The organism is Bacillus sp. 1NLA3E (assembly GCF_000242895.2).
GTDB lineage: Bacteria > Bacillota > Bacilli > Bacillales > Cytobacillaceae > Bacillus_BU.
In genome coordinates, this window is the sequence record NC_021171.1 from 2,013,594 (window position 1) to 2,027,663 (window position 14,070).

Consider the following 14,070-nt stretch of genomic DNA (forward strand, 5'->3'; position numbering starts at 1 on the left):
TGAGTGATCCGAAAATTCGGATTGGTGTATCGTTTCTTGTTAATGCTAAGTAATAGTAGAAAACAAATATAGAACATTTGTTCCTTATGTGTTATTATAAAAGAAGAAATCAGCCCCCCAGATGCAAAATTCCCCAATTCATTAATTCCTCAAAAGGATGTGTTACAATGGCACTTGTACAAGAAATGCATATCCGTGAAACTCCCAACACGTATATCCACCATGATCAATTATTTAAACAGCTAATTCAGACCTTTTTCGAAGAGTTCTTAGAAGCTTTTTTTCCAGAGGTCCACAAATCAATCGATTTTTCAGCGCTGAAGCCTTTGTCTGAAGAAATGTTTACCGATTTACTTGAAGGCGAGAGTCGAAGAGCTGACATTATCATTGAAACAAAGCTAAAAAAACAGGAAACAATTATTATCATCCATGTTGAGCCACAAAGCTATGGACAACCAAATTTTCATGAAAGAATGTATCATTATTTCAGTCTCCTCTATAATAGATATAGGAAACCAGTTTTACCTATCGCTATCTTTTCGTATGATCAAAAACGGAATGAACAGAACCAATTTACAGTTTCATTTCCTTTTTTTCATGTATTGATTTTTCAGTTTTTAATGCTGGAACTTAAGAAAATGAATTGGCGTTCGTATATTCAAACGAGTAATCCTGTGGCTGCAGCGCTTCTTAGTAAGATGGGATATACTGAAAAGGAAAGAGTCCAAGTCAAAAAGGAATTTTTGCGGATGTTAGTAAAAATGGAACTAAACCCAGCAAAAGCAGAACTCATTAACGGCTTCTTTGAAACATATTTATCCTTAAATAAACATGAGGAGGAAAAGCTGATGGAAGAAATTAAACAATTGGATCAACACGAATCAGATCAAATTTTTAAACTACCGAATTCATGGCGTGAAAAGGGATTAAAAGAGGGATTACAAGAAGGATTAAAAGAAGGCAAAATGCAAGAAAAAAGACAGGTAGCCCTTGAAATGTTAAAAGAGGGATTAAATATAGAACTAATCGCTAAAATTACAAAGCTTGATCAAAAGGAAATTGAAGAATTAAAGAGAAATCTATAACGAAAAGAGCATCATCCAAAAATGGGTGGTGCTTTTCAATATTGCCAAGGTCTTCATTAAGCTGTTTGAATAAACCAGGAAAATTTAGCAATAATGAAGCCTCACCATTTCATTAAAAACGGAACTAAACCCAGCAAAGCAGAACTCATTAACGGTTTCTTTGAAACATACTTAACCATGAAGAAGGGGATCGGTTCTCCTGTTTAAAATGAACCGTGAGGACCGTCCCTATATACAATAATTGGTGCTATAATTGCTGTGAAAATTACCGAGAGTATTGTTTTTCTCATACGTATGCTCCTAAGTTGATTCCTTTAAATCACATTTCTAAACGAATTTGTTAAACAACCTAGATACATAGGAGCACGACTACCAAGCTCGGAGATATTAGCAAAAAATAGGATAGAGTCGATAAACTTTGAAAAGGCTAAGACAATCGTAGAATTGGGGCCTGGAACAGGGGTTTTTTCTTAAATATGGAAGATGCTGATTATAAATTGTTCTGTGCCAACGTAGGTACTTTGTTATCTTGGTTAGTATCAAAATGGTGGTGCACTTTTTCATTGAGAACTTAATGACTTCCAGGTAGGTCTGTATTTTTCAATGGCTCTTTTTTAATGGCAATAAGTAATTTAATTGTTTGGTCTAATGTTTCGTGTTTTACTTTTGTTGCATCAAACTTAAGCAATCTAAAGGTTGACTGAACACAAAATCCAATGACTAACGCAGAAATAATCGTTCCAATCCCAACCATTCCTCCGAGTCTCCATCCGGCAAAGACCGCCAAAAGCTCAATTGTTCCACGACAGACACCAACGGGTAAGCCCGTTTTTCTAGTGAGTGCCACCATCAAACTGTCCCTTGGACCAGCTCCGAATCCTGAGCCAATGTAAAAATACGATGCTATAGCAATAATGAACAATCCAATGATGACCATGAGCACTCCAAGCAAGAAATTGCTAGCGACGGGAATTATATCAAAAGCAATCAGCATGTCTAGAAACAATCCAATAAGCACCATATTTAACAGGGTGCCGAGTCCGAGTTTTTCACCTAACACTACTGTTATAATTCCAATTACAATTCCAGCAATGATTGAAACGGTGCCGATGCTCATTCCAATCGTTTTGGACAATCCAACGTGCAAAACATCCCACGGGGCATATCCTATATTCGCATTCATGGTAACCACGATTCCAAGTGAATATAAAAACAGTCCAAATAGTAAACGCACTATACGAGTATAAAATGGTTTCATACAAAATCTACTTTCTATATATGAATTTAAATTGTAGCTATTATTCTAATATTTAGCGCTTAAACAAATATATCATAGTAGGGCATGGAGCGGACATACATTCCGTTATTTGAATAAAAATGGTAATTTCGCATTTTATCATAGATGTGTTCCACTATTTAGCTAAGGGGCTTCTCATTTACTAGATTTTTTAGCAAAAATTGAATTCAGTGCCCTTAAAAAAATGTTCCGAATAAAATCTTTAGAAAGCACAAAAAAAGCATAGACACAACACTAATCCATGGGCTTTTTGCACGAATAAAATAACTATAAAAAAACTTTTCTAAAAAGCATTGACAATCGAAATGGATATATGGTAAATTTATCTCGAGTTAAAGATAACTTAATTCAAAATATATCTCAGAACTATATTAATCTAATAAACAATATCTCTACTGGTTTACCTGGGACTTTTTTGAAATGACTGGGTAAACAATTTTTCGAGTAAATACCTCGAATTCGAGATAAAAACAAAACATATTGGAGGAATTTTAAAATGGCAAAATGGGCAGTAGATCAATCACACTCAAGCATTGGATTTGAAGTAAAACACATGATGGTATCTAAAGTAAAAGGGACTTTTGAAACGTATACAGCAGAAGTAGAAGCGGCAGAGTTAACAGATCTTACTACAGCTTCAATAGTATTCAAGTTTGACGTTGCTAGCATCAACACACGTAGCGAAGATCGTGATAACCACTTAAAATCAGGAGATTTCTTTGATGTAGAAAATTACTCAACGATTGATTTTAAATCAACTAACATTACAAAAGATGGAGATGATTACAAAGTAACTGGTGACTTAACGATTAAAGACGTAACGAAATCAGTAACTTTTGATGTTGAGTTTGGTGGTAAAGGTACAAACCCATGGGGTGTAGAAGTTTACGGATTTGAAGCAGAAGCTAAAATTAACCGTGAAGAATTTGGTCTAACTTGGAACGCAGCACTTGAAACAGGTGGCGTACTTGTAGGGAAAGACATCAAAATTAAAGTGGAATTAGAAGTTAACCCTGTAGCATAATTTTCAAATATCAAGGATATAAACTATAACATTATTTAAAACCGATTCGTTCTTAATTATCAGAACAGGGAGGGAGTCATTTTAAATACTACTAAATGTCAACACTCTTCAGCAATTAAGGAACAAGGGGAACGGTTTGTATAGGGGACAATCGTAAGATTTGCGCGCAAAAAGGCTAACTAGCATATCACGTTGCTAATTGGCCTTTTTTTCTATCTGTTGGAAAAGCTCGATTCGTAAATTTTTGATTGCCAGTGAAGAATGCAGTCGCGGAGATTGGCATTGCGATATAATTCATTATTGCTTTCAAGAAATATGGTGAAGGTTATAGTATGTCCCTGAATTTACCCTTTAAGAATTAGAGGAAGAAATGTTAATAAGAGTTTAGGTAACACGTTTAGGATCATTAATAATAAGAAACTAAGATAAAAGAAATAGTTATTGAGGAAAGTTTTACAGTTGTTGTCCCTTTCTTACCACCGGCAATTTTAACCGTTTAGTAACTATCGAGAAGGTGTCTAAAGTGTTTTTGATATGCTTTATTTTAAACTGTTATATTACTTACAGACAAATGAGGACCACCATAAAATCAAGTATAATTGACAAGATAATTGAATTATCGGTATGATAAAAATACTATTATATTAAATCTCATACATAATGTCGTTTGAAAGGATAATCAATATGGCTGAACGGTATATTCAATCGGTTGAAAGAGCAGCCGATGTCCTTGAATTATTTTTATACAACTATCGAGAACTAAGCGTGAAAGAAATAAGTGAAAAGCTAGAACTTTCGAAAAGTACGGTGCACGGTATTATCAAAACGCTAGAATACAGAGGCTACTTGAAACAAAATCCTGATAATTTGAAATATAAATTAGGCATAAAACTGTTTGAACTTGGAACTGTCGTGAGTAATCAGTTTAATATTGTAGAGATTGCTCGGCCAATTATTAAAAAACTAGTCGAAGATTTAAAAGAAACCGTCCACTTAGTTCTTTATGATCGTGGGGAAGTAATTTACGTTGAGAAAATGGATGGTCCACATGCATTAAGAATTTATTCTCAGATTGGGAAAAAAGCTCCGATTCATTGTACAGGAGTTGGGAAAGCCATTCTTGCTTTTCAGGAGGAAGAAGATGTTGAATGGCTTTTATCCAATAATGATTTAAAAAAATTTACGCAGTATACAATGACAGATAAAGTGGAAATCAAAGAACATATTCAATCTGTTCGTCAACAAGGATACTCGATTGATGATGAAGAAATTGAAATAGGCCTTAAATGTATAGCTGCTCCCATTTTTAATCGTCATGGTAAAGCGGTAGCTGCTATAAGTTGTGCTTCACCAAAATTCAGATTAAATGAGGAAAGATTGAATGAAGTGATCCAATCTATTAAACAAGCAGCTATAAAAATTTCGGAAAGCATTGGGTATAAGCTTGAATAAACATTCACATTAAAAGCATGGGGTTTTCTATTTAGAAAGCCCCCATGCTTTTTTTTATTTAGATATATATTTTCAAATAAATTGCATACTACGCTAACCAAGCACAAAATAGCTGAATTTCCAAGTGCTGAAGAGCCCCCCCTTGTTACCAAGTACTCCATTTAAATTTTTCCGAAGTTTCATAAAGTACAATACTGAGTCAAAAAATCTCTAGTTTAATTTGAAGAAGTAAAGATTTTCTAATGAAAAATTAAGTAGTGGAAATATTAAAAATATTTGACAAATTGAGGTGCGGATAATAATATAAACCTTAGACACAATATTTACGAACGCCGTTCGATAATAACGAATAATAATTTTTTCTAAATTTTCCAGTTTGAAAAGGAGGAGAATGAATTTGTCAAAAGTGAAAGTTGCTATTATAGGTTCAGGAAATATTGGAACAGATCTTATGATTAAGTTGAAGCGCTCTGAGATTTTAGAGCTTACAGCAGTGATTGGAATTGATCCAGAATCAGAAGGACTAAAACATGCAAAAGAGTCAGGTTATTTAGCAATTGATACAGGTTTGCAGGGCTTTCTTGAAAATCATTTGGAATTAGCAGATATCTTTTTTGATGCTACTTCAGCGAAATCGCATGTTCGGCATGCAAAAATGCTGAAAAAAGCGGGAAAGAAGGTTATTGATATGACACCTGCGGCGAGAGGACCTTTTGTTGTTCCAGCTGTAAATATGGGGAAAAATATTGAAACGGAAAATATCAACCTCATTACGTGTGGTGGTCAGGCTACTATTCCAATGGTACATGCTATTAATCGTGTTAGCCCTGTTGAATATGCTGAAATAGTGGCAACGATTTCGAGCCGTAGTGCAGGTCCGGGTACTCGAGCGAATATTGATGAGTTTATTGTGACAACGACGCAAGGAATTGAACAGGTAGGTGGAGCTAAAAAAGGGAAAGCTATTATTATCTTAAATCCCGCAGAGCCACCGATTATGATGCGTGACACAGTTTATGCACTTGTAGAGGATGGGAAAATGGACGAAGCAACAATTACGGAATCTATTAGAGAAATGGAAAAAACGGTACAATCGTATGTGCCTGGATATCGCCTTCGAACAATCCCAATTTTCGAAGGCAATAAAGTGACTATTTCTTTGGAAGTTGAAGGTGCCGGTGATTATCTGCCGAAGTATTCAGGTAATCTCGACATTATGACTGCTGCTGGTATTAAAATAGCGGAAGAGTTTGCGAAAAATCAATTAGCGAAATTAACAGTTTAATAGAAGGGAGTTATAAGAATGACAAATACCCAAGATATTATTATCACTGAAGTGGCATTGCGTGATGGAAGCCATGCTATTGCACATCAATATACCGTTGATCACGTTCTAAAAGTAGCAAAAGCATTAAATGATGCAGGAGTACCTTATATAGAAGTCTCTCACGGAGATGGATTATCAGGTTCCTCCTTACAATTTGGGCTTTCCCGAACAAATGAAATGGAACTAATTGAAGCAGCGGCTTCAGTATCAGATCATTCAAAAGTTGCTGTCCTTCTATTACCGGGGATTGGAACAATTAAAGATTTAAAAGAAGCTGCACAACATGGAGCTAAAATGGCAAGAATTGCTACGCATGTAACGGAAGCAGATGTTGCATCACAACACATCGCAGCAGCTAAAGAACTTGGCATGGAAACGGTCGGATTTTTGATGATGTCCCATATGGTTGAGGTTGATAAATTAGTTGGACAAGCAAAATTAATGGAAAGCTATGGCGCAGATACTGTATATGTTGTGGATTCGGCTGGTGCTTTACTACCTAATCAGGTTAGTGAACGAATTCGGACACTGAAACAACACATTGGAATCAATATAGGATTCCATGGTCATAATAACCTATCCCTGGCAATGGCAAATTCGCTTGTGGCAATTGAAGAGGGAGCTACTCGAATCGATGGAAGTGTTCGCTGCTTAGGTGCAGGTGCGGGAAATACGCAAACAGAAGTCCTTGTATCTGTACTTGATCGTATGGGTATTCAAACAGGAATTGATGTTTATAAAATGATGGACTTGGCTGAAGAAATTGTTGCACCAATTTTGCAAACACCACAGGAGATTACTAGAGACAGTCTTGTTCTTGGTTATGCGGGTGTATATTCAAGCTTTGCCCTTCATGCCAAACGGGCCGCAACCAAATTTGGCATTGATTCTCGTGAAATTTTACTAGAATTAGGTCGGCGTAAGGTTATAGGAGGTCAAGAGGATATGATTATAGATGTAGCCGCAGAAATTGCGAAGCGAAAGGTTCTAACAAAATAAGAGAAGAGCTGTGGGCGTGTGAAGCGTTGTAAATGTGAGGGTTAGTGTCAGGTGGCAAGCGAACAAGTCGGACATAATATTGATTTGAGCCGTTATCTTACTATCCGAAGGCAAAATCCAGCTGATGGACAGCGTGTACGACATAACATTTTGCGTCTGAGCAATCCATAGGGTATTAAGGAAAGACCGAATTAAATGACGGGAAGGGCTTGGTCAAAGTCTAGCAGATTAGAGGGGGACATTGGAATGGATTCTCAAAAGTATTTGTCGTCCAACACACCCCCACTATTCCAAAAAGTAAAGTAGTAGGGATTATTAAAACAGTCTTAGGAAAGCAGACATTCACCAGAAAGAGCCGGATCCTACCGATAGGTATCCGGCTTTTTTTAACCTGAAATCAACATTAGCCGCGTTGGGTGGATATCTTCTCCTTGCCTCTTAATTCTTCATTAAGTTTTCAAATCGAATATTTTCAGCCTTCAAATAAAAAATCTTTCGATATTTAAATATGTCAATTCTTAATAATGTAAATCTAAATTGATTAATCAATAATTGCTAATGGTAAAAAATTCTCGAAAAGGCTAAGATGTTGTTCCATTTTCTCAGCGGCAAGATCGGGTTTTTTCTGTTCAATGGCTTCATAAATTTCATATAATTGCGTGATTAATTTCTCTCTTAGTTCAGTTGGACAATCAGCGTGTGTTAAATACTTGCGTAAGGATAGAGTGATTCCTTCAATGGTTATAATGACCATCCGATTATGGGTTGCTTTAGCAATCGCCTGGTGAAATTTATAATCCAGTTCATAAAAAAGTTTGCTGGAAGCCGCGGCATCCATACTTGGCAGGGATTCTTTTAACATTTCTAAATCATCCTCTGTCCGTCTTAAGGCTGCAAGAGAACAGGACTTAAGTTCGACTGTATCTCTAACTTCTAGGACTTCATCGATTGTCATACCTTCAAGACTTAGGGAAAGGGTAATATAATCACTGATATCGTTAATAAGAGCATTAAGATCAATTTCAGCAACGAAATGACCTCCTTTAGCTCCTGATTTTGTAACAATTAATTTGGATGCAGCTAATATTTTAATAGCATCACGAATTGTTGGTCTACTGACTTGAAATTGATCTGCTAACTCTTGTTCTGCCGGCAACTTGTCTCCGGGACTTAAATCTTTGCTAATAATCGCGGCTCTTATATGGTCTGCAATTTGTTCAGATAAGGATAATAGTTTTTTATTTTTAAATTTCATCATTCATCTCATCTCACACTCATTATATTATTTGAAATATTTATTGAGGAACTTATTACATGAATCTGGTGTTTCTAAAAAATTGTGAATACTTAAGATATCTATCAATTCAATCATTAGGGAAAATTGATTGTAAAAATTGATAATATAATTAAATGTAAAAATAATATACATTTGAAGTATATATAAGAATTATATAATTCATAAAGATTATAATCAATCGATTTGCCTTCATTTTTTTGGTAAAAAGTCAAATGGCGAACAAAAAAATCCTGTTCGTGCGCCATTTTCCAGGACTCCACTATAAATTGCAGGTACGTAATGAAGGGAATAAAAATCGGTAAGTCTTTAACAATAAAATGATTATTATATTTAAATGTAAAAATAATTAACAAACAAAGATATTTACAAAGTTAAAGGAATAAAATATCATTAAATTATGAATATTCAAAATATTCAGAAGGAGGTTTAAGTATTGATTATTTCTATCGAAAAATCAGAAAGGGAACAACGTTTAAGTCGAGTAAGATCAATTATAAAAGAAAAAAGCTATAAAGGGTTGTTATTTGTAGCTGATTCCTATCTTGGCAAAAAAGGTTCGTTGCGTTATTTGTTTGATAACCATTTAATTCACCGGTATGGCTATGGGCTAGTGTTAGAGGAAGCACAGTATCAAATCCTTCCTTCCGGCTTGCACTGGTGTACGGACCGGAGGGTTCCGGATACGTTTTTCCCAAAAGACCATGAAATACTCGAAGTTGTCAGAATATTCAAACGAAACAATATAACGGATGGAGTTGTCGGGGTAATCGGTTTAAATAATACGATGAAATTAGAAGATTATACCTATCTAAAACAAGAGCTTCCAGGGATTCATTGGGTAGATGCCAGTGTTCCTTTTGAAGAGGTTCGCTCCATTAAAAGTAAAATGGAAATTGAAGGTGTGAAAGAAGCTAATCGGATTATTGAAGCAGGTTTTGACAGCATCATTAAACATATTCGTACTGGAATGACAGAAGAAGAAGCAGTTTCCATCGCTTATTCAACCGTTCATGCTCTAGGAGCCAAGGACACGCTTTTCCTGACCTTGTGTAGTGAAGAACCTGGTGCAGTCGAGCCAATCTTTTTAAATCCCCGTACACGCGTGATTAAAGAGAATGATTATTTAATCGTTTCGCTTGAAATAACTGGACCGAGTGGACACTGGGTTGAGCACTCCCGAATGTTTTGTTTTGGACAGCGTGACGAAGAAATGGAAAGACTGGCACGCTTAGTTGCGAAAGGAATTGACTATGCGGAAAAAACGATGAAGCCGGGTGTAAAGGTGACAGATATTCAGAAGGAACTGGAAAAAATGGCTGCCGAAGCTGGAACTGTATGCGGACACCTGACCGGACATGGAATTGGAATGGATGTCATCGAACGGCCTTTTGTTGCACAGAAGACGGGAACTTTCTTTATTGGTGTAGAGGTTCCTGGAGAAGAAGATGAACAGCTCTTGTATTTAAAAGAAGGAATGGTCATCAGCTTCCATCCTCAAATCATGAATCCTGACATGAAAAAATCAGCTTATATGTCTGATGTATTTGTTATCACAGAAAATGGTGCAGAACGATTATCTACTCGCAATCATGAAGTAATTTTTATAAAGGGAAGGTGACATGAATGAAATACCGCATTGGCATAGACGTAGGAGGAACATTTACTGATTTTTTAATGACTGACCAGTTAGGTAACTCAACCGTTTACAAAACATTGTCCACTCCAAAGGATCCCACCATCGGATTTTTTAATGGACTCACTGAAATGGCTCAGGATCATAACATGGAACTCCAACAGTTTATTCAACAGATCGAACTGATCGTCCACGGGACAACGGTCGGCACAAATGCGGCTCTTACCTATTCGGGAGTAAAAACGGCGCTGTTAACAACAAAGGGCTTCCGGGATGTTCTGGAGATGCGTCAAGGGTTACGGCCTGATGCCTATAACAACCAGTATATTTCTCCAAAACCTTTTGTACCCCGCCATTTACGAATCGGGATTCGAGAGAGAATAGATTATACCGGACGGGAAGTGACCCCTTTATCAGAGCAGGATATTCATGATTCGATCGATTATATCCGCGAGCAAGGCGTAGAAGCGGTGGCGATTAGCTTTATGCATTCTTATTCAAATGCTGAGCATGAAAAAAAAGCTGGCGAAATTTTGAGAGAAAGATTGCCTGATCATTATGTGACGATTTCTAGTGAACTTGTTCCACGTTCCCGGTTATACGATAGAAGTAGTACAACGGTTTTAAATTCATATATCGGCCCTATCATTAAAAACTATTTAACGAATTTGACTCGGAAATTAGAAGATCTCCATTTTAGTGGTACGTTGTTAATCATGCAATCAAATGGAGGAGTAGCAACCCCTCAAGCTACGATTGCGAAAGCTGCCAACACGCTTTTATCAGGTCCAGCGTCAGCGCCTGTTGCCGGCAGCTGGTATTTAAAACCTCACGGGATAGGGGATGCCTTAACGATGGACATGGGCGGCACCAGTTTTGACGTGGCCCTTGTAAAAGATGGTTACCCGTTAATCCGAACTGAAGGCGAAATTGCTGATTGGCCGATCAGCCTGCCGACTGTCGATATTCATACGATCGGCTCCGGTGGCGGTTCGATCGCCTGGGTTGATGAAGGAGGCTTGCTTCATGTCGGTCCGAAGAGTGCAGGTGCACATCCGGGACCTGCCTGCTATGGGTTTGGGGCGGAATTACCGACAGTTACAGATGCCAATCTGGTTCTCGGTTATTTAAATCCGGGTTATTTTCTTGGCGGGAAAATGAAACTGGATTTAGAGGCAGCAAGAAGGGCCATTAAAACACAGGTAGCTGATAAATTGGGCATTTCGGTGGAAGAAGCAGCACAAGGCATCATTGATATGGTTAATGTCAATATGGCCAATGGAATCCGTGAAATTACCACAAAAAGAGGTTATGACCCGCGGGAGTTTCCCCTTGTTTGTGCCGGAGGAGCTGGACCTCTGCATGCTGCGGCCATCGCTGAAGAGCTTGAAAGCACACTTGTTTTTATTCCGAAAGAATCTTCGATTTTCTGTGCTGCCGGCATGCTGATGTCCGATTTACGCCATGACTTTGTCAAAGTATTACGAACATCAACGAAAACAACCACACTGGCAGAAGTGTTGAATACATTCCATCAACTGGAAGAGCAGGGCACCCAGGAGCTGAGGGGAGATGGCGTTAATGAAGAAGACATGCAATTCCATTACAGTCTAGACATGATGTATAAAGGTCAATACTTCCAGGTAAATGTCCCATTCACTGCGGAAGAAACGAGTACATTGACGATTGCCACGATTGAAGATAAGTTTCACAAGTGGCATGATCAATTATTTGGCTACAGCACACCTGAAATGGAAATTGAAATTATGAACTTCAATCTTTCTGCTCTAGGAATTACGCAAAAGCCTAATATAAAACACGCGGAATTTCATGGAAAATCCTCTGAACACGCCTTTAAAGGAAGCCGGCCAATGTCACATGGGGAGAGCGGTAAATTAGTGGAAACGCCTGTCTATGACGGAGATGCCCTTGTTCACGGCAATGTGGTTATCGGCCCGGCAATCATTGAGCAAAAAGTGACCACTATTATTGTTTCTGATTTCTTTAATGTTATCGTCGATAAAAATGATAATTATATTATGCATAGTAAAGAAGTTTCTAAGGAATCTATTCAGCACTTTATTGAGGAGAAAAGAGGTGTCATATATGAGTGAGAATACTAAAGCTAGCAATAATCCAATTTTGGCTTCCGTTATTCAACGCCGCTTAAACGCAGTTACACATGATATGGCAAAGGTGCTTCAACAAACATCACGTTCTCCTGTTTTCAATGAAGCCGGTGATTTTGTGACTGGATTATTTGATCATAAAACAAGAATGATGGAACAGAGTGCGAATATTCCAATTATTGGTTTTGGAGCCCAGCCGGCTCTGCCGTATATTATGGAGTCGTTTAAAGATAACCTCTATCCGGGTGATGTGATTGTTCATAATGATGTCTATGAGGGCGGTAATCAAACTCATGATGTTGGTGTTTATAAGCCGGTTTTTTATAAAGATGAATTAGTTGGCTGGACAGTTAGTAAAGGTCATTTGTCCGACCTTGGTGGCGCCACTCCGGGTGGCTATAATCCCCAGCATACCGAAGTTTGGCAGGAAGCGATCCGTATTCCAGGCCTGAAAATTATGAAGAAGGGCAAGATCATACCGGATGTATGGAAGATGCTGTTCGCGAATACACGGGTCAAAATTGTTGAGGAAGACGTCAAAGCGATGATTGGGGCCTGCAATATTGGTGAACGCGGGGTGTTAAATATCATTGAAAAATATGGTCTAGAAACATTCCGCAGCCATTTGGACTATATAATAGAAGCAACTGAAAAGCAGACGAAGGAAATCGTCCGTAAATGGAAACCGGGAACGTATTATGGTGAAAGCTATATGGTGTCAGACGGTGTGGATCCATTAAAGAAATATAAGGTTGTTGTAAAAATCACCATTAACGATGGCAAAGTGAAAATGGATTTTACCGGCACAGATAAACAAGCGCCAGGCTTTACCAATATGCCTCCGGCTGGGGCAAAAGCAGCGTGCGCGATTGCTTATTTAATGCTGATTAATCCAGGCACGGAGATTGCCTCGAATGAAGGACTGTTTTCTTCATTAGAATGTTATTTTCCAAAAGGTAGCATTCTAAATCCTAACTTCCCGGCGGCAACGATTGTTGGAAACCAAATTGCTGATGTTTTACTTGAAGCGATCATGAATGCCTTCAAGGAGGCCGTTCCGGATCAAGTGACAGCCGGTTGGTGTAAAGCATGTCCGCCGGTATTCTCAGGAACTGATCCTCGTAAAAATGAACCATACTTTGACTTTGGCTTCATGGCAAAAGGCGGGCAGGGGGCTCTGGCCGGGTATGACGGCTTTAATGGCATTGGCTTTGCCGGCGCAGCCGGCTGCATGCGCTCTCAGGATCCGGAGATGTTAGAAATTAAAGATCCTTTCTTTATGGAGGCTTATGAATATTTGCCGGATTCTGAAGGTGCGGGGCAATACCGCGGCGGGTACGGTACGTATGTCAAAATGCGAATTGATGGGGAAAACAATTCTGTAGGTACGCTCGGTGATGGCATGGAGTATGAAGGGGCCCAAGTACCTAATGGTTTGTTTGGCGGAAAAGCAGGGACAAGTAATGACTATATCTTGCATTTCCCGGACGGTAGTACACAGAAGGTTGGCTCTAAAGATATGGTTTTCCAGGTACCAAAAGGAACATGGCTGGAAATGTACTGCGGCGGAGGTGGCGGTTATGGCTCTCCAGTTTTCCGTGATCCGCAAAAAGTTCAGGAAGAAGTCATGGCTGGATTACTGTCGATCGATAAAGCAAAGAAAGAATACGGGGTCGAAATTGATGCTGCGACAGGTTACGTGAATTTTGAGGGTACTGAAAAATTAAGAAAGCAAATGTTGGCATAGGGAAGTTCATCTTTATCAAATCTTTACCCTGTCTGTACCGAAGAGAGGGTGCGCTATCCGGTTCTTATGGATGGGAGACT

At 38.3% G+C, this 14,070-nt stretch carries 10 protein-coding genes and 1 pseudogene; 9 read left to right on the top strand and 2 right to left on the bottom strand.

Going from position 1 to position 14,070, the window contains the following annotated elements:
- Nucleotides 1-167: 167 nt before the first annotated feature.
- Nucleotides 168-1,085 (top strand): transposase, encoded by a 918-nt coding sequence (locus tag B1NLA3E_RS09640; RefSeq protein ID WP_015593655.1) that lies wholly within the window; start codon nt 168-170, stop codon nt 1,083-1,085.
- A gap of 318 nt (nt 1,086-1,403) precedes the next feature.
- Nucleotides 1,404-1,556: pseudogene (locus B1NLA3E_RS25990) on the top strand (SAM-dependent methyltransferase); the annotation flags it as partial.
- Nucleotides 1,557-1,656: 100 nt separating this feature from the next.
- Here the strand turns inward: B1NLA3E_RS25990 and B1NLA3E_RS09645 are convergent.
- Nucleotides 1,657-2,343, bottom strand: coding sequence for a YczE/YyaS/YitT family protein (locus B1NLA3E_RS09645; protein WP_015593656.1), 687 nt, complete (start codon nt 2,341-2,343; stop codon nt 1,657-1,659).
- 535 nt (nt 2,344-2,878) lie between these two features.
- On the opposite strand from B1NLA3E_RS09645, the gene B1NLA3E_RS09650 reads away from it, so the two are divergent.
- The 4 genes from B1NLA3E_RS09650 to dmpG all read left to right on the top strand — a co-directional run bounded on the left by B1NLA3E_RS09650 (nt 2,879) and on the right by dmpG (nt 7,184).
- Complete coding sequence (locus tag B1NLA3E_RS09650; protein WP_015593657.1) at nt 2,879-3,406, top strand: YceI family protein; 528 nt, start codon at nt 2,879-2,881, stop codon at nt 3,404-3,406.
- A gap of 684 nt (nt 3,407-4,090) precedes the next feature.
- Entirely contained in the window at nt 4,091-4,858 is a 768-nt protein-coding gene (locus B1NLA3E_RS09655) for an IclR family transcriptional regulator (RefSeq protein ID WP_015593658.1), read from the top strand.
- A 397-nt stretch (nt 4,859-5,255) separates the two neighbouring features.
- Nucleotides 5,256-6,143, top strand: a complete 888-nt coding sequence (locus tag B1NLA3E_RS09660) for an acetaldehyde dehydrogenase (acetylating) (RefSeq protein WP_041580430.1) — start codon at nt 5,256-5,258, stop codon at nt 6,141-6,143.
- Between the two features lie 18 nt (nt 6,144-6,161).
- Nucleotides 6,162-7,184: a 4-hydroxy-2-oxovalerate aldolase gene (dmpG, locus tag B1NLA3E_RS09665; RefSeq protein WP_015593660.1), complete on the top strand. Its 1,023-nt coding sequence runs from the start codon at nt 6,162-6,164 to the stop codon at nt 7,182-7,184.
- A 541-nt stretch (nt 7,185-7,725) separates the two neighbouring features.
- Here the strand turns inward: dmpG and B1NLA3E_RS09670 are convergent.
- Entirely contained in the window at nt 7,726-8,442 is a 717-nt protein-coding gene (locus tag B1NLA3E_RS09670; RefSeq protein WP_015593661.1) for a FadR/GntR family transcriptional regulator, read from the bottom strand.
- 472 nt (nt 8,443-8,914) lie between these two features.
- On the opposite strand from B1NLA3E_RS09670, the gene B1NLA3E_RS09675 reads away from it, so the two are divergent.
- The 3 genes from B1NLA3E_RS09675 to B1NLA3E_RS09685 are packed head-to-tail and all read left to right on the top strand — an operon-like array spanning nt 8,915 to nt 13,990.
- On the top strand, nt 8,915-10,099 hold the full coding sequence (locus B1NLA3E_RS09675) for a M24 family metallopeptidase (RefSeq protein ID WP_015593662.1): 1,185 nt from the start codon (nt 8,915-8,917) through the stop codon (nt 10,097-10,099).
- Nucleotides 10,100-10,104: 5 nt separating this feature from the next.
- On the top strand, nt 10,105-12,228 hold the full coding sequence (locus B1NLA3E_RS09680) for a hydantoinase/oxoprolinase family protein (protein ID WP_015593663.1): 2,124 nt from the start codon (nt 10,105-10,107) through the stop codon (nt 12,226-12,228).
- The gene (locus tag B1NLA3E_RS09685) at nt 12,221-13,990 is read left to right on the top strand and encodes a hydantoinase B/oxoprolinase family protein (RefSeq protein WP_015593664.1); all 1,770 of its coding nucleotides are present in this window, start codon (nt 12,221-12,223) and stop codon (nt 13,988-13,990) included. Before B1NLA3E_RS09680 ends, B1NLA3E_RS09685 begins: the two co-directional genes overlap by 8 nt.
- The last annotated feature ends 80 nt before the right edge of the window (nt 13,991-14,070 follow it).